The 19984-nt window shown below is 62.4% G+C and carries 16 protein-coding genes; 9 read left to right on the forward strand and 7 right to left on the reverse strand.

Going from position 1 to position 19984, the window contains the following annotated elements; all coding sequences use genetic code 11:
• Window positions 1-9: 9 nt before the first annotated feature.
• Entirely contained in the window at window positions 10-633 is a 624-nt protein-coding gene (thiE, locus tag N8H74_RS18575; RefSeq protein ID WP_217830150.1) for a thiamine phosphate synthase, read from the reverse strand.
• Between the two features lie 18 nt (window positions 634-651).
• Complete coding sequence (locus N8H74_RS18580; protein WP_262149332.1) at window positions 652-1449, reverse strand: hydroxymethylpyrimidine/phosphomethylpyrimidine kinase; 798 nt, start codon at window positions 1447-1449, stop codon at window positions 652-654.
• A gap of 305 nt (window positions 1450-1754) precedes the next feature.
• On the opposite strand from N8H74_RS18580, the gene N8H74_RS18585 reads away from it, so the two are divergent.
• The 4 genes from N8H74_RS18585 to N8H74_RS18600 all read left to right on the forward strand — a co-directional run bounded on the left by N8H74_RS18585 (window position 1755) and on the right by N8H74_RS18600 (window position 8182).
• A complete protein-coding gene (locus N8H74_RS18585; protein ID WP_262149334.1) occupies window positions 1755-4103 on the forward strand; it encodes a hybrid sensor histidine kinase/response regulator in 2349 nt (782 codons plus the stop codon).
• 108 nt (window positions 4104-4211) lie between these two features.
• Complete coding sequence (locus N8H74_RS18590; protein ID WP_262149336.1) at window positions 4212-5861, forward strand: acyl-CoA dehydrogenase family protein; 1650 nt, start codon at window positions 4212-4214, stop codon at window positions 5859-5861.
• Window positions 5862-5974: 113 nt separating this feature from the next.
• Window positions 5975-7474, forward strand: coding sequence for an AMP nucleosidase (gene amn / locus N8H74_RS18595; RefSeq protein ID WP_217830146.1), 1500 nt, complete (start codon window positions 5975-5977; stop codon window positions 7472-7474).
• A 141-nt stretch (window positions 7475-7615) separates the two neighbouring features.
• A complete protein-coding gene (locus N8H74_RS18600; protein WP_217830308.1) occupies window positions 7616-8182 on the forward strand; it encodes a pseudouridine synthase in 567 nt (188 codons plus the stop codon).
• Here N8H74_RS18600 and N8H74_RS18605 read toward each other — a convergent pair.
• A complete protein-coding gene (locus N8H74_RS18605) occupies window positions 8177-8386 on the reverse strand; it encodes a DUF2788 domain-containing protein (RefSeq protein ID WP_003228500.1) in 210 nt (69 codons plus the stop codon). The genes N8H74_RS18600 and N8H74_RS18605 overlap by 6 nt on opposite strands.
• Before the next feature lie 129 nt (window positions 8387-8515).
• Complete coding sequence (locus N8H74_RS18610) at window positions 8516-8995, reverse strand: Lrp/AsnC family transcriptional regulator (RefSeq protein ID WP_008081091.1); 480 nt, start codon at window positions 8993-8995, stop codon at window positions 8516-8518.
• 440 nt (window positions 8996-9435) lie between these two features.
• Here N8H74_RS18610 and N8H74_RS18615 point away from each other — a divergent pair, with 440 nt between their 5' ends.
• Entirely contained in the window at window positions 9436-10524 is a 1089-nt protein-coding gene (locus N8H74_RS18615; RefSeq protein WP_262149340.1) for a DUF6515 family protein, read from the forward strand.
• On the opposite strand, the gene N8H74_RS18620 is transcribed toward N8H74_RS18615, so the two are convergent.
• Both N8H74_RS18620 and N8H74_RS18625 read right to left on the reverse strand, forming a co-directional pair.
• Window positions 10518-11426: a cation diffusion facilitator family transporter gene (locus tag N8H74_RS18620; protein ID WP_262149342.1), complete on the reverse strand. Its 909-nt coding sequence runs from the start codon at window positions 11424-11426 to the stop codon at window positions 10518-10520. The genes N8H74_RS18615 and N8H74_RS18620 overlap by 7 nt on opposite strands.
• 15 nt (window positions 11427-11441) lie before the next feature.
• Complete coding sequence (locus N8H74_RS18625) at window positions 11442-11861, reverse strand: polyribonucleotide nucleotidyltransferase (protein ID WP_262149344.1); 420 nt, start codon at window positions 11859-11861, stop codon at window positions 11442-11444.
• Between the two features lie 109 nt (window positions 11862-11970).
• Between N8H74_RS18625 and hrpB the strand changes: the two genes are divergently transcribed.
• Window positions 11971-14487 (forward strand): ATP-dependent helicase HrpB, encoded by a 2517-nt coding sequence (hrpB, locus tag N8H74_RS18630; RefSeq protein WP_262149346.1) that lies wholly within the window; start codon window positions 11971-11973, stop codon window positions 14485-14487.
• 47 nt (window positions 14488-14534) lie between these two features.
• Here hrpB and N8H74_RS18635 read toward each other — a convergent pair whose 3' ends face one another.
• The gene (locus tag N8H74_RS18635; RefSeq protein ID WP_262149347.1) at window positions 14535-15944 is read right to left on the reverse strand and encodes an amino acid permease; all 1410 of its coding nucleotides are present in this window, start codon (window positions 15942-15944) and stop codon (window positions 14535-14537) included.
• Between the two features lie 321 nt (window positions 15945-16265).
• Here N8H74_RS18635 and N8H74_RS18640 point away from each other — a divergent pair, with 321 nt between their 5' ends.
• From N8H74_RS18640 to N8H74_RS18650, 3 genes are read left to right on the forward strand one after another with little or no spacing between them, the layout of a single operon-like run.
• Window positions 16266-17285 carry a TauD/TfdA family dioxygenase gene (locus N8H74_RS18640; RefSeq protein WP_217830133.1) on the forward strand — a complete coding sequence of 340 codons (1020 nt, stop codon included), beginning with the start codon at window positions 16266-16268 and terminating at the stop codon, window positions 17283-17285.
• 4 nt (window positions 17286-17289) lie between these two features.
• Entirely contained in the window at window positions 17290-18873 is a 1584-nt protein-coding gene (locus N8H74_RS18645) for a phenylalanine aminomutase (D-beta-phenylalanine forming) (RefSeq protein WP_262149349.1), read from the forward strand.
• On the forward strand, window positions 18870-19943 hold the full coding sequence (locus N8H74_RS18650) for a histidinol-phosphate transaminase (protein WP_262149351.1): 1074 nt from the start codon (window positions 18870-18872) through the stop codon (window positions 19941-19943). Before N8H74_RS18645 ends, N8H74_RS18650 begins: the two co-directional genes overlap by 4 nt.
• Window positions 19944-19984 lie beyond the last annotated feature (41 nt).

Genomic DNA, 19984 nt, shown 5'->3' on the forward strand with positions numbered 1-19984 from the left:
TCTCAAATTTCAGGATTTGAACAATTCATTGAATGCGCGGGCGCGGCGGGTGACCTCGGTGGTGCTTTCGGCCCCGAACAGGCCATGCACCACGGCCAGCAGGTCGACGCCATGGGCCACCAGCGGCGCAGCGTTATCGAGGGTGATGCCGCCGATCGCGCAGATCGGCAGTTGCAGTGTGCGGCGGGCGTCATCGAGCAGACCCAGACTGCAACTCGGCGCACCGGGTTTGGTGCTGGAATTGAAGAAACGCCCGAAGGCGACGTAACTCGCGCCTTCTTTGGCGGCCTGTTCGGCCAGCGCCAGTTGCGCGTGGCAGGTCGAACCGATGATCGCTTTCGAGCCCAGCAGGGCGCGGGTCGGCGACAGCGGGCCGTCGGTCTGGCCCAGATGCACGCCGACGTTCAGGCGCGCGGCCAGTTCGGCGTCATCGTTGATGATCAGTTGCGTCTTGTAGCGTTCGCACAGATCGCGCAGCGCTTCGGCCTCGCGCAGACGCCGGGCCTCGTCGCTGCTCTTGTCGCGGTATTGCAGAAGGGTGACGCCGCCTTCCAGCGCCGCCTCCACGTAAGACAGAAACTTGCCTTCCAGCAACGTGCTGTCGGTGATGGCGTACAGGCCACGGAGTTTCATCAGGCAGACCTCACGACGTTACGAGCAGAAATCCAGCGGCAGGCGACGCGGCACGTACTGGCCTTTGCCCAGTTGTTCGGCATCGCGCAGGGTACGCCAGGTGTAATCCAGTGCGCTGCGAACGGCACTGGCCAGATGTTCACCCTGGGCCAGACGGCCGGCCAGGGCGCTGGCCAATGTACAACCGGAGCCGTGATAGCTGCCCGGCAGACGCTGGCAGATGAAGGTTTCACGCAGGCCGTCGCGGCTGTACACGCGGTTATGGATTTCGGTTTCGTCGCCGTGACCGCCGGTGATCAGCAGATTCTTGACGAACGGCAGGAGTTTTTCCGCGCACTCGTCCGCCGTGCCGTCGGGCAGTTCGGCGAGGATCCGTGCTTCGGGAAGATTGGGAGTGGCGATGATCGACAGCGGCAGCAGGCGTTCGCGCATGGCGTAGCCGACTTCGTCCTTGCCCAGGCGTCCGCCGCCGCCGGCGCGCAGCACCGGGTCGCAGACCACTGGCAGGTGCGGGTGCGCCGAAAGCAGTTCGACGACGGTGTCGACCATTTCCAGCGAACCGAGCATGCCCAGTTTCACCGCCGCGACTTCGGAGTCGTTGAGCACGGCATTGGCCTGGGCCAACACCCACTCGCGGTCGAGGACGCGAAAGTCGGTGACGTTGACCGTGTCTTGCACGGTCAGGGCGGTGACGGCCGGAGCCGCATGGCAACCCTGGGCGAGCAGGGCTTCGATATCTGCCTGCAAGCCGGCGCCACCACTGGGGTCGTGGCCGGAGAGACAGAGGACAACGGGGCGAGAGCTGTAGATATTCATGGTGCGCGAGCTTACCACCAAACCTGTTTTTCGGGTGTTGTGGCGATCAGCTCGGCCGATAACCCGGACAGTGGATGGCGACGCTGTTGTCACAACCTGACCAAGTCAACAGCTCTAGCTCGCAGCTTTGCTCTGAAACGCCCGTTCTAGAGCTGTTGTAGGAAAAATTTCCATGGTGCTCAATGGCCATCAACGGCTATGCTAGAGTGGATCCAAACCAATAACAGGTAATACCGGTTTTACGTCTGCTCAAAGGGAAATGGGGGGCTTCCTGACACAACCGGACAAGCCACGCTGGGGCTTCAATGCGCTATTTGTTGATGTTGCTGTTCTGTTTGCCCCTCCTGGCAAACGCTGTCGAGTTCGACGAGTTCACCCAGAGCCTTCCTTTGGGCCGCTCCCTGCAAGTGTTCGAAGATGCGAGCGGTGAGGCGACGCTGGCCGACGTCCGCGCCGAGGCCGCTGCGGGAAATTTCAAGACCCACGACAAAGCCACGCTCAATGCCGGTTATTCGCGTTCGGCGTTCTGGCTGAAGATCGACCTGCGTTACCTTCCGAGCAATCCGACAGCACAGCGCACCTGGCTGCTGGAGCTGGCCTATCCGCCCCTCGATCATCTCGACCTGTATCTGGCCGACGCCAATGGCAATTACCGCCTCGCGCGGCAGACCGGTGACGCTTTGCCGTTCGCCAGTCGCGAGATCCGTCAGAACAACTATCTGTTTGACCTCAGCTTCGAGCCCGGACAGCAGCAAACCGTCTACCTGCGGCTGGCCAGCGAAGGTTCGATCCAGGCTCCGGTGACGTTGTGGTCGAGCACCGCCTATCTCGAAGACCAGCCGGTACGCCTGTACGTGCTGGGCATTATTTATGGCGTGCTGCTGGGGATGGTGGTCTACAACCTGTTCATCTACCTCAGCGTGCGCGACACCAGCTACCTCTATTACATCTTCTATATCGCCTCATTCGGCCTCTATCAATTGTCGGTGAACGGCGCGGCGGTGGAGTATTTCTGGCCGGACAACCCGTGGTGGGCCAACGCCGCCACACCGTTTTTCATTGGTTGCGCGGGGTTGTTCGGCAGCCAGTTCGCCCGCAGCTTCCTGCAAACCCGGCAGCACAGCCGTTGGCTCGACCGTGTGCTGATTGCCCTGATCGCGTTTGGCGCATTGGTGGTCGGGTTGTCGCTGATGACCAGTTACGCGCTGGCCCTGCGTCTGGCAACGACCCTGGCACTGACCTTCACCGTGGTGATCTTTACCGCCGGGCTTCTCGCCTGGTGGCGCGGCTTGCGGGTGGCGCGTTATTTCATCATTGCCTGGTCGGCGTTTCTGCTGGGCGGCGTGATCAACACCCTGATGGTGCTGGGCTTGCTGCCGAACGTGTTCCTGACCATGTACGCCAGCCAGATCGGCTCGGCGATCGAAGTGGCGCTGTTGTCGCTGGCGCTGGCCGACCGGATCAACGCGATGCGTGAGCAACAGGCGCAGACCCTGTTCGATGCCGGGCAGAAACTCGAAGTGCTCAACCAGCAACTGGCCCGCAGCAACAGGCTCAAGGATGAATTCCTCGCGACCCTGACCCACGAACTGCGCACGCCGATGAACGGCGTGATCGGCTCGCTGGAGCTGATGCAGACCGTGGAACTGGACCCGGAGCTTGAGCAATACCAGCAGACCGCCGCCGGTTCCGCGCGGGACATGATGCGCATGGTCAACGGCATCCTCACCCTGACCGAATTGCAGGCCGGCAAGCTCAAGGCCACGCCCGGCAGTTTCAGCCTGCGCGGGGTGATCGAGACGTTGCGTGGTCAATTCGAGAACAATGCGACGAGCAAGTCGCTGGACTTCAAGGTCGACGTGCTGCCGACCCTGCCGGATCGCCTGCATGGCGACAGCGCGAAACTGGCGCAATGCCTGGAGTGCCTGCTGGACAACGCGATCAAGTTCACCCGCGTTGGCGGTCTGGCCCTGCGGGTCACCGGCAAACCTTCGCCGGACAATCGCCTGGCGCTGTCCTTTGCGGTGATCGACACCGGCATCGGTTTCACCGATCTGGGGGAGGCGACGATGTATCAGCGCTTCTTCCAGCTCGACGGTTCGATGACCCGCGAATACGGCGGCCTCGGTGTTGGCCTGGCGATCTGTCGGCAACTGGTGGAATTGCTCGGCGGCAAGCTCACTCATCGTTCCGAACCGGGGCGCGGCAGTCGTTTTCAGCTGGATGTCGAGTTCGAACTGCCATCGGTCGAGCCGGCGCCGGCGATCATCCGCGATAGCGGGCGCTCGCCCCAGGACTGCACCGTGTTGCTGGTGGACGACAACAGCGTCAACCAACTGGTGATTCGCGGCATGTTGCTCAAGCTCGGTTTCCGCGTGCGCACCGCTGACACTGGCGCAGCGGCGCTCGAATGTTTGCAGCGCGAGATGTTCGACGCGGTGCTGGTCGATTGCCAGTTGCCGACCCTCGATGGCGCCTCGTTGTGCGGCCAGATCCGCGACCTGCCGGGGTGTGCGCATCTGCCGGTGTTCGTCGTTGCGCCGGGCGTCGATCGCGAGTTCTGCGTCAGCGGCGCGCTCATCGATTACCTGAACAAACCGGTGAAATTCGAAGACCTGCAAGCGGCACTGGAGCGACGGGTGCTCTGCTACTGATGGAATCAGTGATGGGGTGAAAGCGCCGCCAATTAGGCGTAAATGACACTTTGATCGACCCGGAGGCGGTGCTTAACTGACCCCATGGTCGAGCAAAGGAGCCCCGTCATGAACCTGCATCAGTTCGCCGAAACCCACGAAGTCACCAACCAGCCGCCTTCCCTGGACGGCACCAACCTGTACCGCATCGACCTGCCGTTGCAAGAGTGGTCGCGCCGGTTCGGCGCCGGTTGGGCCGAGTCGCGGATCGACACCTACGGCGCCCTGGCCGGTGGGCCATTGATGGAAGCAGGATTCCTCGCCAACCAGAACAAACCGGTGTTCGCCAGCCATGACCGCTACGGTCATCGCATCGATCTGGTGGAGTTTCACCCGGCCTATCACCAGTTGATGCGCACCGCCATCGAACACGGCCTGACGTCGTTGCCCTGGGCTCATCCCCAGGATGGCGCGCATGTCGCTCGCGCGTCGATGACGTACCTGCACAGCCAGGCCGAGGCCGGCAGCGGATGCCCGTTGACCATGACCTTCGCCAGCGTCCCGGCGATGCGCCTGCAGCCGAATCTGGCCGAGCAGTGGCTGCCGAAGATCCTTGCCACCGAATACGACCCGCGTAACGTCGGCATGGCGCACAAGGCCGGGGTCACCATCGGCATGGCGATGACCGAGAAACAGGGCGGCACCGACGTGCGCGCCAATACCACCAAGGCTTATCCGGTGGGCGCCAGCGGCCCGGGCCAGGCGTATGAGCTGGTGGGGCACAAGTGGTTCTGTTCGGCGCCGATGTGCGATGCGTTCCTGACCCTGGCGCAGACTGACAAGGGGCTGAGTTGCTTCCTGCTGCCGCGTCATCGTCCGGACGACACGCGCAACCAGTTCTACATCCAGCGCCTGAAAAACAAACTCGGCAACGTTTCCAACGCCTCCAGCGAAGTGGAGTTTCGTGGCGCGCTGGCGTGGATGGTCGGCGAAGAAGGACGCGGCGTACCGACCATCATCGAGATGGTGGCCATGACCCGTTTCGACTGCATGGTCGGCTCCAGCGCGCTGATGCGCCAGGCGCTGACCCAGGCCAGCCATCACTGCGCGCACCGCAAGGTCGGCGGCAAACTGCTCAGCGAACAGCCGTTGATGCAGAACGTGCTGGCCGACCTGGCGCTGGAAAGCGAAGCCGCGCTGGCCCTGAGCCTGCGCATGGGCAAGGCGCTGGATCATCTGGACGATCGCCACGAAGCACAATTCGCCCGACTGGTGACAGCGGTGGGCAAATACTGGATCTGCAAACGCGCGCCGGGAATGATCAACGAAGCCGCCGAATGCATGGGCGGCGCGGGGTATGTCGAGGACAGCATCCTGCCGCGTCTGTACCGCGAGGCGCCGGTGAACTCGACGTGGGAGGGCTCCGGCAACGTGCAATGCCTCGACGTGTTGCGCGCCTTGTCGAAAGAGCCGGGCGTGCTTGATGTGCTGTTCAGCGAACTCGGCGACGGCCATGGCGACAAACGCCTGGCCGCGCACATTCAGCAATTGCAGGCACAGTTCAAGGACACCGGCGACATTCAATACCGCGCGCGGCAATTGACCGAGGACATCGCGCTGGGGCTTCAAGCCAAATTGTTGCTGGAGGCCGGCAACTCGGCGGTGAGCGATGCGTTCATCGCCAGTCGTCTGAATGGCGGTGGACGAGTCTACGGTGCGCTGCCCCGTGGGCTGGACGTCGAAGCCATCGTCGCCCGCTCGACACCGCGGGGTTTCTGAAGCAGCGGACTTTTCTTGTGGGAGCAAGCCTGCTCCCACATTGCTTTTGATGTCCGCATCAATAGCGCAAAGCCAACATGCCACTGTTCCCGTCGCGCCACGATGCAGGCAAGATGAAGCTCTGCAAGTCAGAACACAGGAAGCTGATCGTGACCGAAGCGTTTATTGTCGTTCAAACCGCTGAACAAGCCGTGGATCGTCTGGCCGAGCTGCATGAGCGGGCCACCACGGCGCTGAGTTCGGCGCTCAAGCGTTACCTCAAGGATCGCGTCGAACCCGACGCCGAGCAGCGCGCCCTGTTCCGTTATCCCGAATTGCGTCTGACCTACCATTGCCAGGGCGAAGTCCCGCAGACCACCCGCGCCTATGCCAAGGTGCAGTTGCCGGGCACCTACAGCGTGACCGTCACCCACCCGAAGGCCTTCGGCAAATACCTGCTGGAACAACTGACGCCGCTGATGCACGACTTCACCGTGACCGTGGAAGTCGGCGTCAGCGAGCAGAACATTCCGTATCCGTACGTGGTCGAGCAAGGCGATGAACTGGCCGGCTCCGGCGTCACCGCTGCCGTGCTGGCGCGGGTGTTCCCGAGTACCGACCTGTCCGCCGCCACCGATGGCATCGCCGACGGCCTCTACGACTGGGAAAACACCGACCCGTTGCCGCTGGCGCTGTTCGACGCGGCGCGGGTGGATTTCTCCCTGCGCCGATTGGTGCATTACACCGGCAGCGACTGGCGGCATGTGCAGCCGTGGATCCTGCTGACCAACTATCATCGCTACGTCGACCAGTTCATCGTCCACGGCCTGGAACAACTGCGCAAAGACCCGCGTTTCGTGCGCATGGTGCTGCCGGGCAACGTGATCATCGAAAAGACCATGGACCACGGCGAAGCTTCGGCGATTGCCGCCGGGGTGGTCTGGCACCGCTACCAGATGCCGGCGTATCACCTGATCGCCAGCGATGGCCATGGTGTGACGTTGATCAACATTGGCGTCGGCCCTTCCAACGCCAAGAACATCACTGACCACCTGGCGGTGCTGCGTCCGCATTGCTGGCTGATGATCGGTCACTGTGGCGGCCTGCGTCAGTCGCAGACCATCGGCGACTACGTGCTGGCTCACGCTTACATGCGCCGTGACGGCATTCTCGACCGGGTGGTGCCGCCGAACATCCCGATCCCGGCGCTGGCCGAAGTGCAGCTTGCACTCCAGCAGGCAGCGGCGAACATCACCGGCGAGAAGGGCGACGACCTGAAAAAACGCCTGCGCACCGGCACCGTGCTGACCTACGACGACCGTAACTGGGAGTTGCGCTGGGCTCAGGAGCGTCCGCTGATCAACCTGTCCCGCGCCGTGGCGGTGGACATGGAAAGCGGCACCATCGCCGCCCAGGGGTATCGCCTGCGGGTGCCGTACGGCACGTTGCTTTGCGTTTCCGACAAGCCGCTGCACAGCGAAATCAAACTGCCGGGCTCGGCCAATGCGTTCTACGAGCGCGCGGTCAGCCAGCATTTGAAGATCGGTATCGAAGCGGTGGACCTGCTGCGCACCGAACTCAACTCGTTGCACTCGCGCAAACTGCGCAGCTTCGACGAGCCGCCGTTCCGTTAACGGTTAGTCGTGGTCATTTGGCGGTCAGGCTACTAGCATTAGCAGCCCTGACCGTCAGATGTTGTTTTGCCCATGTCCCGTCCCCCGCGTCCTCCTTCCCGCCGCCCCGGTGCGAAGCCATCCCCCCATGCTCCCCGCCGCGTGGCCAAGGCACCGCCGGCCGAGCCGAAGCTGATCCTGTTCAACAAACCGTTCGACGTGCTGACGCAATTCAGCGACGGCGAAGGGCGGGCGACGCTCAAGGACTTCATCGATGTGCCCGGCATCTATCCGGCCGGACGTCTGGATCGCGACAGCGAAGGCTTGCTGCTGCTGACCAACGACGGCCAGTTGCAGGCGCGGATTGCCGATCCGAAACACAAACTGGCGAAAACCTATTGGGTGCAGGTTGAAGGCGTGCCGACGGCCGAGCAGTTGCAGCGTCTGCGTGACGGCGTCGAACTGAATGACGGCATGACCTTGCCCGCCGAGGCGCGGCAACTGGATGAGCCGCAGCTGTGGCCGCGCAATCCGCCGGTGCGCTTTCGCGTGACCGTACCGACTAGCTGGCTGGAACTGGTGATTCGCGAAGGGCGCAACCGGCAGGTTCGGCGGATGACCGCAGCGGTCGGGCTGCCGACGCTGCGACTGGTGCGGGTCAGGATCGGCGACTGGACGATCGAAGGGCTCGATCAGGGCCAGTGGAAAGAGGTGCCGGCGCGCTTATAAGGCGCCGGATTCGATCAGGCCGATCACCACGCTCTTGATGATGAACGCGGCCACGCCCAGGCCCAGCACGAAGAACAGAATGAACGAGCCGAAGCGCCCGGCCTTGGACTTCTTCGCCAGATCCCAGACGATGAAACCCATGAAAATGATCAGGATGCTGACCAGACCAGTCATCATCCACTCTTCAAATACTGCTGGATCCATCGGGCATCTCCGGCGCGGACGCGGCTGAAAGGGCGGCGGGGAGTATACGCCAGCGCGGATCGCCGGCGCATTGACCTGCGTCGGCGTGTCGCGGTCATTGGTCGGTTGGGCGGCGCTCCGATTGGGGGATCAGTTGCGCAAATGAGTGAGCGGCAACTCAGTACTGTTCAGCACCTGATTCAGCACAAAACTCGACCGTACACTCGTCACCCCTTCAATCCGCGTCAGATGCCCCAGCAGCAGTTTCTGATAGTGATCCATGTCCGGCACCACCACTTTCAACTGATAGTCGGCGTCCACCCCGGTCACCAGGCTGCATTCCAGCACCTGCGGCAAGGTGCGGATCGCCGCCTCGAAGTTCTCGAAACGCTCCGGCGTGTGCCGGTCCATGCCGATCAGCACGTAGGCGGTCAGGCTCAGGCCGAGCATCTTGCGATCGAGCAGGGCGACCTGGCGCGAGATGTAGCCGTCGTCCTCCAGTTGTTTGACCCGACGCGAGCACGGGGAGGGCGACAGACCGATGCGCTCGGCCAGCTCCTGGTTGGAGATGCGGGCGTCGCGCTGCAATTCCGCCAAAATGCTCAGGTCGTAACGGTCGAGTTTGCTCATCAAACGGTCCTTTGTTCTAACTATTGCGGCGGATTATCTATCCAGGGTTAAAAATTGCGCAAGTGATGTTTATTTGAGCAATCTTCGCAATCATCTGTCGCGGTCTCGAGCCTATTCTTATCACCAGAATCACTGCTCGGTAACACAGTCCACAGCGGCCCGCCCTATCCGGCCTGCCGCGACCGCCACCCCCACCGGGGTCGTGCCGGTCCCCGAGCTGCACACTGTCCAGAAGACGGCGTGAGGTGAGCCGACGTCAAAAGCGTCGAGCCAGGACGAAGTTCACTAGAGGGGAGACCGACGGGTCTCCCCTTTTTCTTGCCCGCGATTTGACCCTTTCCCGCTCAATAAATAAATCCCGCGACTGATAACCTGTAGCAGAACCCGGTGTGTAGATTCCCGGTCTTAGCTACAAGCCCTAACCCGCAGTGAGGAAAAGCATGAAGTCGCGCATCTGGCGTCTGGCCGGTGTTGGTTTGTTGTGTGTGAGTGTCACTGCGCAAACGCTCGCCGATGAGTCCGAGAATCATGGCCCGAACGGCGGCGGACGCGGGCCTGAGCACCAGGGCAATAATCAGGGCCACGGCAACAACAATCAGCCGCGCCCGCAAAATAATCCGCAGCAGAATCAGCCGCGCCCGCAGAACAACGAGATCATCCGTGGCGACAACAGTCGCCAGTTCGAACACAACGGCCAGCAGCACAACAATGGCCAGTGGCAGAACCATGATCAGAACCAGTGGCAAAACCACGATCAGAACCAAAATCGCGAGCGTCCGGCCTACAACCCCAACCCCGTGCGCCAGCCACCACCGCCACCACAACTGCCGGCCAACAGCCTGCCGATCCAGTCTCGCCCCGACACCGTGCGCCAGACCCAGGAACCGCGCCAGGGCTACTACCGTGACGAGCGCCCGCAGAACGGCGGCTACCATCCGCAATGGCAGACCGGCAACCGTCCCGATGACCATCGCTGGCCAGGACGTCCGGACGGGCATGGCAACGGTTGGGGGCCAGGTCCGCAATATCGGCCGGGGCATGTGATCGATCGCTTCCCGGATCGGGATTTCCGCGTGCCGTATCGCGGCCAGGACTACTTCTATTCCGGCGGTTACTGGTATCGCCCGCAAGGCCCGCGCTACATCGTGGTGCAGCCGCCACGGGGGATCCGCATCCAGTACCTGCCCGATTACGCCCGTGAAGTGTGGATCGGCGGCGCGCTGCTGTTCCTCGCCGCCGGCTCGTACTACGCCTATCAGGAGGCGACCCAGGATTACGAAGTGGTCGAGCCGCCGGTGCAGCCCGCGCAACCGGCGAGCAACGGCTATGACGTTGTGGCGTACCCGGCCAACGGCCAGTCGCCGGAGCAGGTTCAGCGTGACGGCTACGAGTGCTATCAGTACGCGGTGCAGCAAAGCGGTTTCGATCCGCGCACCGCGACCTACCAGCCTGCGCCGGAAGTGGTGCAGGCCTACCGCCAGGCCCAGGGCAATTGCCTGAGCAGTCGCGGTTATCAGGTCAGCTACTGAACGGGGTGCCCGGCCCGCGCGGTCAGCACCACTTCCTGCGGGTCGGCGTGTACCAGCACTTCGGCCCGTGGGTAGGCGGTATGGATCGCCGCCGCCGCCTGATCGCTGATGCCGTGGGCGACTGACAAAGTCAGCTCCCCCGGCAATTCCAGGTGCAGTTGCACGAACCAGTGATTGCCGGAAATCCGCGTGCGCAAGTCATGCGCTCCCAACACGCCCGGCACGCCGCACGCCAGTTCGAGCATGTGCTGGCTGACGTCTGGCGGCAGCTCTTCATCCATCAACACCGAAAAACTCTCGCGGGCGATCTGGATCGCGCTCCACAGGATGTAGACCGCGATTCCCAGGCCGAACCACGCATCCAGTTGCTGAAAGCCGAGCCCGGCCAGAATCAACGCGATCAGGATGCTGCCGTTGAGCAGCAGGTCCGAGCGGTAATGCAGCGAGTCCGCGCGCACGGCGTTGGAGCCGGTCTGTTTGATCACCCGATGTTGCAGGGTCAGCAGCGCCGCCGTCAGCACAAGGGAAAACACGATTACGCCAATGCTGAGCCACGGCGCGCCGAGCGGCTCCGGTGTCTTCAAGCGCTCGAACGCCTGAAACGCAATCAGCACCGCACTGCCGCCGATGAACAGCGCCTGCGCCATCCCGGCCAGGGACTCCGCCTTGCCGTGGCCGTAGCGGTGATCGTCATCCGCCGGGCGCAGTGCGTAATGCACCGCCAGCAGATTGAGCAACGAGGTGACGCCATCGAGAGCCGAGTCGGTGAGGCCGGCGAGCATGCTCACCGAACCGCTCAGCCACCAGGCGATGGCTTTGGCGGCGATCAGCGTACAGGCCACCGCCACCGAGGCGCGGGTTGCCAGCCGCAGCAGGCGGGCGTGTTCGGGGCTGGAGGTCATGGGGTTGCGGATTCCTCAGGCGGCGGGTTGCAGGCCGAACATCGCCAGTTGCTGGGTGCTGCCCTTGTGCTGGATCAGGCGCGGGTCGTCCAGCGGCAGGTTGCGGCCCAGTTCGCTTTCGAGAATAGCCTGAAGCTTGAGGTTATCGACCCGGCCATCCGGATCGACCGCCTGCTTGAGCTTGGCCGGATCGATTTGCGCGGTGTGGCCCGGTTCGAAATAGATCGCGCCGGTGGCGAAGTCCACGGCAAACGCGATCACGCCTGGGATGATGTAGAACAGCAGGCCCACGGCATCGAGCACGGCAATCGCCGGGTCAATCTTGCCGTCGATCTGGCCACGGCGGTCGGGATAGAAAATCGAACCGCAGGCGGTCAATTGAGTGAGCAGGGTGGCAACCACTACACCGCCGATCAGGCGAGAAGGTAGGCGCATGGGAAAATCTCCTGAATCATCTGATAACGAAGCAACGTCGGTAAAGTTAAGACCCTGACGAACGCCCGGCAGTTCGCCGTTATACTCGGCCCTCAGTTTTGGAGCCAGCATGATTTCCTTGCCAATCGATGAAGTTTTACCCGCCCTGCGTGAAGCGTTGGCGACACGCCACGAAGCCGTGCTCGAAGCACCGCCCGGCGCCGGTAAAACCACCCGCGTGCCCTTGGCCCTGCTTGATGAGGCGTGGCTGGCCGGGCAGACCATCCTCATGCTCGAACCGCGCCGGCTCGCTGCACGCGCGGCCGCCGAACGCCTGGCCAGCGAGCTGGGCGAGAAGGTCGGCGAAACCGTCGGTTACCGCATCCGCCTCGACAGCAAGGTCGGCCCCGATACCCGCATCGAAGTCGTCACTGAAGGCATCCTCACCCGCCGCTTGCAGGACGATCCGGCACTGGAAGGCGTGGGTCTGCTGATCTTCGACGAATTTCATGAACGCAGCCTCGACGCCGATCTGGCGCTGGCCCTCAGTCTGAACGGTCGCGAGCTGTTCCGGGCTGAACAGCCGCTGAAGATTCTGCTGATGTCCGCGACCCTCGAAGGCGAGCGTCTGGCCGGGCTGCTCGACGATGCGCCGATCCTGCGCAGCGAAGGACGGATGTTCCCGGTGACGATGCGCTGGGGGCGGCCGTTCCAGCCTGGCGAATATATCGATCAGCGAGTGACCCAGACCGTGCTCGAAGCCCTGCACGATGAAACCGGCAGCCTGCTGGTGTTCCTGCCGGGGCAGGCGGAAATCCGTCGGGTCCATCAACAACTGAGCGATGCCATCGGTGAGCGTCACGATGTCCTGTTGTGCCCGCTGCACGGCGAGCTGGACCTGAATGCCCAGCGCGCCGCCATCGATCCGGCCCCGGCCGGCCAGCGCAAGGTGGTGCTGGCGACCAACATCGCCGAGACCAGCCTGACCATCAACGGTGTGCGCGTGGTGATCGACGCCGGGCTGGCGCGAGTGCCGCGTTTCGATCCGGGCAGCGGCATGACCCGCCTCGATACCCAACGCATTTCCAAGGCCAGCGCCACTCAACGCGCGGGCCGGGCCGGGCGTCTGGAGCCGGGGGTGTGTTATCGCCTGTGGTCGCAGGATCAGCACGAACAACTGGCGGCCTATGGCAGCGCGGAAATTCTCTCGGCGGATCTCGCCGGGCTCGCGTTGCAACTCGGGCGCTGGGGTGTGGCGCCGGACGAATTGGTCTGGCTCGATGTGCCGCCAGCCGCCGCGTATGCACAGGCGCAGGATTTGTTGGCGCGTCTTGGCGCGCTGGACGGGCAGAGCCTGAATGCGCACGGCCAGGCCATGGCCGGGTTGCCGGCGCATCCACGCATTGCGCATCTGTTGCTGCGCGGTCAGGCGCTGGGACTGGCGAGCATGGCGTGCGACGTCGCCGCGTTGCTGGGTGAGCGCGATATTCTGCGCGGTGCCGGCGCGGATCTGCACAGTCGCCTGGTGCTGTTGTCCGGCGAAGAACGAGCAGCGCGCGGTGCCCAGGGTGGCGTGCAGCGCGCCCGACAGTTGGCGAAGCAATATCGCGGCTATCTGCGCGGCAAAGCGACTGAACCCGTGGCCGATCCCGATCATCCACGCTGGCTCGGCGCGCTGCTGGCGCTGGCCTACCCGGATCGCGTCGCCCAGCAGCGCCGTGCCGGCGGTGCCGAATATCGTCTGGCCAATGGTCGTGCGGCGTTGTTCGCCGAGGCCGACAGCCTGATGAAGGAGGCCTGGATCGTCATCGCCGACCTCGGCAGCCGACAGGGCCAGCGCGAGGAACGGATTTATCTGGCGGCGGATTTTGATCCGGCGCTGTTCGACTCAGTGCTGGCCGAACAGGTGCACCGCGTCGATCAACTGGACTGGGACGAGCGCGAAGGCGTGTTGCGCGCCGAGCGTCAGCGCAAGGTCGGCGAACTGATCCTCAGCCGCGAACCGCTGACCGGCCTGGATGAAAACGCCCGCAGTCAGGCGCTGGTCAATCTGGTGCGACGCAAAGGTCTGGAACTGCTGCCGTGGACGCCGGAACTGCGCCAGTGGCAGGCCCGCGTGGCGTTGTTGCGGCAACTGGATCTGGACGCCAAGGGCGAAAGCCAATGGCCGGATGTCAGCGACGCGACGTTACTCAAGACCCTTGAACACTGGCTGATGCCGTACCTGGGCAAAGTCTCGCGCCTGAGCCATTTCGCCAACCTCGACCTGTCGAGCATCGTCCGTAATCTGCTGCCGTGGCCACTGCCGCAGCAGCTCGATGAACTGGCCCCGCATCACCTGAGCGTACCGTCGGGCTCGTCGATTCGTCTGGACTACAGCGAACAGCCGCCGATTCTCGCGGTGCGTTTGCAGGAGCTATTCGGCCTGGCCGAGACGCCACGGATTGCTGGCGGCCGGCAGGTGGTCAAATTGCACTTGCTGTCCCCGGCCCGCCGTCCGGTGCAGGTGACCCAGGATCTGGCGAACTTCTGGCGCAGCACCTATGCCGAGGTGAAGAAGGATTTGAAGGGGCGCTATCCGAAGCATTACTGGCCGGATGATCCTTTGGTGGCTGAAGCGACGGCGCGGGCCAAGCCGCGCAAGTAAGGGGAGGGCCAGCCTCCCCTCCAGGCTTCAGATGAGAACACCGCTGATCAGGCCTCCCCGTAGAGTGCCTGGGCAGCACTGCGTTTGTGTTTGATGCCGTAACAGATCCACATCAGGGCAATCCACAGCGGAATCGCATACACCGAAATCCGGTCGACCGGATCCATCAGCATGACACCCAATATGAACACCACGAATGCCAGGCAAACGTAGTTGCCGTAGGGGTGCCACAAGGCCTTGAACAGGGGTGTCTGTCGGCTGCGGGTCATGTGCTGGCGAAACTTGAGATGAGACAGGCTGATCATTGCCCAATTGATCACCAGCGTCGCAACCACCAGTGACAGCAGCAATTCCAGGGCATATTGCGGGATCATGTAGTTCATCACCACGGCGAGCAGGGTGACGGCGGCCGACGCGAGGATCGAGCGCACGGGGACGCCGCGTCTGTCGATCCTGACCAGGCCTTGCGGTGCGTCGCCTTGCTCGGCCAGACCCAGCAGGATACGGCTGTTGCAGTAGGTGCCGCTGTTGTAGACCGACAGCGCGGCAGTCAGCACCACGAAGTTGAGAATGTGCGCCGCCGTGTCACTGCCCAGCATCGACGACACCTGGACGAACGGGCTGGCGCTGTAGGTATCGCCAGAGGCGTTGAGCGAGGTCAGCAGGCTGTCCCACGGCGTCAGCGACAACAGCACGACGAGCACGCCGATATAGAAAATCAGGATGCGGTAGATCACCTGGTTGATGGCCTTGGGAATCACCGTGCGAGGCTTTTCGGCTTCGGCGGCGGTGAAACCGAGCATCTCCAGGCCGCCGAAGGACAGCATGATCACCGCCATGGACATCGCCAGTCCGCCCACACCATGGGGCAGAAAACCGCCGTGAGCCCACAGGTTGCTCACCGACGCTTGCGGTCCGCCGTTGCCGCTGACCAACAGATAGCTGCCCATGGCGATCATGCCGATCACGGCCAGCACCTTGATGATCGCAAACCAGAACTCGGCTTCCCCGAAAATCCTCACGTTAATCAGATTGATCGCATTGATCAGCACGAAGAAGACGGCGGCTGATACCCAGGCCGGAATCTCCGGCCACCAGTAGTGAACGTACTTGCCCACGGCCGTCAGTTCCGACATGCCCACCAGGATGTACAGCATCCAGCAATTCCATCCCGACAGGAAACCGGCGAAGCCGCCCCAGTATTTGTGGGCGAAGTGGCTGAACGAGCCGGCGACCGGCTCCTCGACGATCATTTCGCCCAGTTGCCGCATGATCATAAAGGCGATCAGGCCACAGATGGCGTAGCCGAGGATCATGGCCGGTCCGGCGGCCTTGAGGGCGCCCGCCGAACCCAGGAACAGGCCGGTGCCCACCGCTCCTCCGAGGGCGATCAGCTGGATGTGGCGATTTTTCAGGCTGCGCTTCAGTTCGCCTGAGGGCGCGTTGGATCCGCTCATGAGTAGGGCTCGCGTCAGTTTGATGAATGGCGTTGCAGGGGGCTTGAAGCGCTACTACTCACGCGGCATCGATGAAGCGCCTGCGCCTGCAACGAATGGTTCGGTTTTTCAACGGTTTCAAAGCTTTTCGAGTCTGGAATTTTTCTTTTTTACATCAACAGGTTGGCGAGGTTTCACGTGCCGGCGTCGGTAGCGTTTTGCGAATTCGACCAATAAATCTTGTGGAAGAAACATATTTCTATCTGTTGAATTTGTAAATGGGGAGTGGTACTTAATGCACCGCAGAAGGAAGTGCCGACGATTCCAGGGACGTGAGGAGTGATGGACGTGAAGGGCAGCGAGACAGCAGGAACATTCGATTTTGTGGTCAGCGGATACGCTGATCCGCAACGCTATTTTTCAGGCGCCGCAGACGACATCCGTGCCCGGTTGCTGAGTGAGGGGGCCGTTGTGATTCGTGCCGCCGATCAGTGCCGGGACCCGGGCGTTTTTGAAACGGCCATTGGCGCGCTGGGCTTTGAGACCCGGGACTACGTCGGCGGGAGTTCTCCGCGCTCGACCATTCAGGGAAAAGTCATGGAGGCGACTCGCACGCCTGCGGACTGGTCGGTGATCCTTCACCAGGAAATGGCCTATGTGAAAAGCCCGCCCGAGATCATTGCATTCGTCTGCGTGGAGCCTGCCGGCAAGGGCGGCGAGTCGGTCATCGGGGACATGCGCAAACTGGAGCGGTTGATTGATCCGAAGACGTTGCAGCAACTGACGGATCGCGGTCTCAAATTGCGCAGAACCTTGCCCGACCAGGCGCGGGTCAATCTCAAGCCGGGTGTGAAGAAAAGCTGGCAGGAGACATTTTCCACCGCCAGCGTGGCCGAGGCAGAAGTGCTCTGCCGGGCACGGGGCTGGGATTTCGAATGGAGCGGTGAAGACTTGATCCTCTGGCAGGACTGCATCTCGCCGTTGCGCCAGCATCCCCTGAAGGCGGCAAGCATCTGGTGCAATCAGGCGCACTTCTGGGGCGCGGCCGCGATGATCGAGTGGGCACGGATCGACGGTCGGGAGCAGGACGCAAGCGAGCTGATCAACGCGCACCGCCGCAGCCCGCAACTGCTCGAGGCCATGTGCTTTGGTGACGGCGAACCGCTTGCGCAGGATCTCACCCTCGAGCTGTTTCATACCGTCAGAGGGCTGGAGCGCGACGTCGATCTGGCACAGGGCGATATTTTACTGCTCGACAATGTTCAGTACGCCCATGGCCGGCGCGCTTTTTCGGGCAATCGGAAACTCAACGTGATCATCGCCGATTGGGCGGCTGGTCAGTCACACGCAGTTCAGGGATGAAAAAATGACGATTCAGGAAAAGAACTTCACGTCGGATGACGCATTTGTCCTCAACCCCGGTGTCGATGTCGGCCTCGCGGACCTGATCAGGTTCTCCCGGCCCGGAAAGAAAATCGTCGCATCGCAGGCCACGCGGCAACGGGTCCAGGCCTCGCGGGAAGCCCTGGAAAACCTGGTCGCGCAAGGGGCGGTGATCTATGGCGTGAATACCGGAATGGGTGGCTTCGTCGACCATCTGGTGCCGATCGAGAAAGCCCACGAACTTCAGTCCAACCTCATTCAGGGTGTCTCGACCAACGTCGCCGAGCGTTTTTCCGACAGCATTGCCCGTGCGACGATGTTTGCGCGAATCGTCTCCTTGTCTCGCGGGAACTCGGCGATCTCCCTGGAGAATTTCGACCGCTACATCGCCATCTATAACGCGGGGCTGATTCCCGAGATTCCGAGCAAGGGTTCCCTCGGCACCAGCGGCGATCTGGGGCCGCTGGCGGCAGTCGCGCGGATGCTGACCGGGGACGGATTCGCCTATCTGGCCGGCACCCGGATCCCGGCGGCGCAGGCACTTGAACAGTTGGGGCTGGAACCGCTTCACCTGAGCTACAAGGAAGGTCTGGCCCTGATCAATGGCACCTCCTGCATGGTCGCTGTCGCTGCGATGAATGTGGTCGAGGCCAGAAGCCTGCTGGAGCAATACACCTCGATCTCAGCGTTTTCGTTCGAGTCGCTGCAGGCGCGGGTGCGTCCTTTCCACCCTGATGTCCATCGGTTGAAGCCGCATCTGGGGCAGCAAAAGATTGCGCAGGCCATCTGGAGCCATCTTGAAGGATCGGAACTGGCCATCGACGATCTTGAACTCTCCTCGCAATTGAGCGCGCTGCGCACCGATCAGGTTCGCCAGGAAGACATGCCCATCGAGGATGCCTACTCGATTCGCTGCACACCGCAGATTCTGGGGCCGGTTCTGGAAACCATCGAGTTCGTCGAGCGCGTGGTCGCCAACGAATTGAACTCCTCGAACGACAATCCACTGGTCACCCCCGAGAATGGCGAGGTTTTCCATAACGGGCACTTTCACGGGCAGTACATCGCCTCGGCCATGGACTATCTGACGATTTCCATGATCACCCTGTGCAACCTCTCCGATCGCCGGATCGACCGCTTCCTGACCAAAGCCAACAGCAATGGCCTGCCGTCGTTCCTGTGCGCTGAGAATGGCGGTCTGCGTTTCGGTCTCATGGGCGGGCAATTCATGTCGGCCTCGCTGACGGCGGAAAACCGCTCGCTCGCCACGCCCGTGTCGATCCAGACCCTGACCACCACCGGTGATTTCCAGGACGTGGTGTCCTTCGGCCTGGTGGCCGCGCGCCGTGTCGCCGAAGTCCTGCAGAACACCCGTTACGTCATCGCTTTCGAATTGATCTGTGCCGCTCAGGCCGCCGATATCAGAGGCAGTGCGAAGTTGGGTCCCAAGGGCCGCGCCTGGCATGCGCAGGTGCGGGAGCGGGTGCCTTATCTTGATCGTGACATCGCCCTGACCGGGTATCTGGAAACGATCGTCGCCCAGGTTCTGGGAGGGCATGCCCGATGAGTTCGGCAGGCAAGGATCATTTGCTCGAGGGTGCGCAACCTGTGGCGGAAACCGGTAATGTCCGCTTGAATGCCAACGAAAACCCGCTTGGCCCGTCGGGGCTGGCACTGCACCTGTGCCAGTCGATGCCGCAGTTGCTGAGTGAATATCCCGAAGTGACTTACAAGGCCTTGCGCTCGGCGATCGGCGAGCGGTGGCGCGTCGATCCGCAGCGGCTGGTGGTCGGCGCGGGTTCCGATGAGTTGATCGATATTGCACTGCGCAGCCTGTTGAAGCCCGGCAGCCGCATCGTGGCGCTGCACCACAGCTTCAAGATGTACAAAATCCGCTCGGCGTTGCTGGGAGCTGACTACAGCGAGATTTTTCCGGACGCCGGGGACAGCTATGAAACGGCGTTGAAGATCGCTCTGGAAAAACAGCCCGACGTGGTGGTGCTGGTGAACCCGTCCAATCCTCTGGGGGATTACCTGTCGCCCGCGCAGTTGTTATCGCTGGTGGCGGCGATCCCGGAAAGCACGACGGTCATCATCGATGAAGCGTATGCCGAGTTTGCGCCGGATCGTGAAAACTCGCCGGGCGTGCAAATTGTGAACACCCGGGAAAACGCGCTATGCCTGCGGACTTTTTCCAAGGCCTACGGCATTGCCGGACTGCGCCTTGGCTGGGCTTATACCAGCGCGGATCTGCTCCCGGTGCTTCAGGCCCGACGGGCACCGTATAACGTCAGTTCGTTCTCGGCCCTCGCGGGAGAATACGTTCTCAAGGACTCCGAACATCTGGAGCAGACCGCCGAGCATTGTCGTGTCTGGGGGCAGAGGCTGGTGGCCCTGTTCGAGGCCGTTGGCATCCGGGCCAGAAGCCGGTATGTCAACTTTGTGTTCGTGGAGTTCGCCAGTCAGCACCACTGCCAGGCGTTGCACGATTATCTGCAAAACCAGGGTTTCCTGACGTCGCCGTTGACCGATTACGGCCTCGACACCTGCCTCAGAATCTCGTTTGGCAACGAGGCTCAGATGACCCGGCTGTGCAGTGTGCTGCGCACGAAACTGGAATCCCAAACATGGGATTGATGTGAAGGGCTCATGCCGGCCCGGGTGCCTGGCCCAGGGTC

Source organism: Pseudomonas sp. B2M1-30, assembly GCF_025447575.1.
Lineage (GTDB): Bacteria > Pseudomonadota > Gammaproteobacteria > Pseudomonadales > Pseudomonadaceae > Aquipseudomonas > Aquipseudomonas botevensis.

What these genes read in the sequence shown, in the direction of transcription:
- thiE (WP_217830150.1), bottom strand. Translation starts at nt 633, where the DNA reads ATGAAACTCCGTGGCCTGTACGCCATCACCGACAGCACGTTGCTGGAA.
- N8H74_RS18580 (WP_262149332.1), bottom strand. Translation starts at nt 1,449, where the DNA reads ATGAATATCTACAGCTCTCGCCCCGTTGTCCTCTGTCTCTCCGGCCAC.
- N8H74_RS18585 (WP_262149334.1), top strand. Translation starts at nt 1,755, where the DNA reads ATGCGCTATTTGTTGATGTTGCTGTTCTGTTTGCCCCTCCTGGCAAAC.
- N8H74_RS18590 (WP_262149336.1), top strand. Translation starts at nt 4,212, where the DNA reads ATGAACCTGCATCAGTTCGCCGAAACCCACGAAGTCACCAACCAGCCG.
- amn (WP_217830146.1), top strand. Translation starts at nt 5,975, where the DNA reads ATGAAGCTCTGCAAGTCAGAACACAGGAAGCTGATCGTGACCGAAGCG.
- N8H74_RS18605 (WP_003228500.1), bottom strand. Translation starts at nt 8,386, where the DNA reads ATGGATCCAGCAGTATTTGAAGAGTGGATGATGACTGGTCTGGTCAGC.
- N8H74_RS18610 (WP_008081091.1), bottom strand. Translation starts at nt 8,995, where the DNA reads ATGAGCAAACTCGACCGTTACGACCTGAGCATTTTGGCGGAATTGCAG.
- N8H74_RS18615 (WP_262149340.1), top strand. Translation starts at nt 9,436, where the DNA reads ATGAAGTCGCGCATCTGGCGTCTGGCCGGTGTTGGTTTGTTGTGTGTG.
- N8H74_RS18620 (WP_262149342.1), bottom strand. Translation starts at nt 11,426, where the DNA reads ATGACCTCCAGCCCCGAACACGCCCGCCTGCTGCGGCTGGCAACCCGC.
- N8H74_RS18625 (WP_262149344.1), bottom strand. Translation starts at nt 11,861, where the DNA reads ATGCGCCTACCTTCTCGCCTGATCGGCGGTGTAGTGGTTGCCACCCTG.
- hrpB (WP_262149346.1), top strand. Translation starts at nt 11,971, where the DNA reads ATGATTTCCTTGCCAATCGATGAAGTTTTACCCGCCCTGCGTGAAGCG.
- N8H74_RS18635 (WP_262149347.1), bottom strand. Translation starts at nt 15,944, where the DNA reads ATGAGCGGATCCAACGCGCCCTCAGGCGAACTGAAGCGCAGCCTGAAA.
- N8H74_RS18640 (WP_217830133.1), top strand. Translation starts at nt 16,266, where the DNA reads ATGGACGTGAAGGGCAGCGAGACAGCAGGAACATTCGATTTTGTGGTC.
- N8H74_RS18645 (WP_262149349.1), top strand. Translation starts at nt 17,290, where the DNA reads ATGACGATTCAGGAAAAGAACTTCACGTCGGATGACGCATTTGTCCTC.
- N8H74_RS18650 (WP_262149351.1), top strand. Translation starts at nt 18,870, where the DNA reads ATGAGTTCGGCAGGCAAGGATCATTTGCTCGAGGGTGCGCAACCTGTG.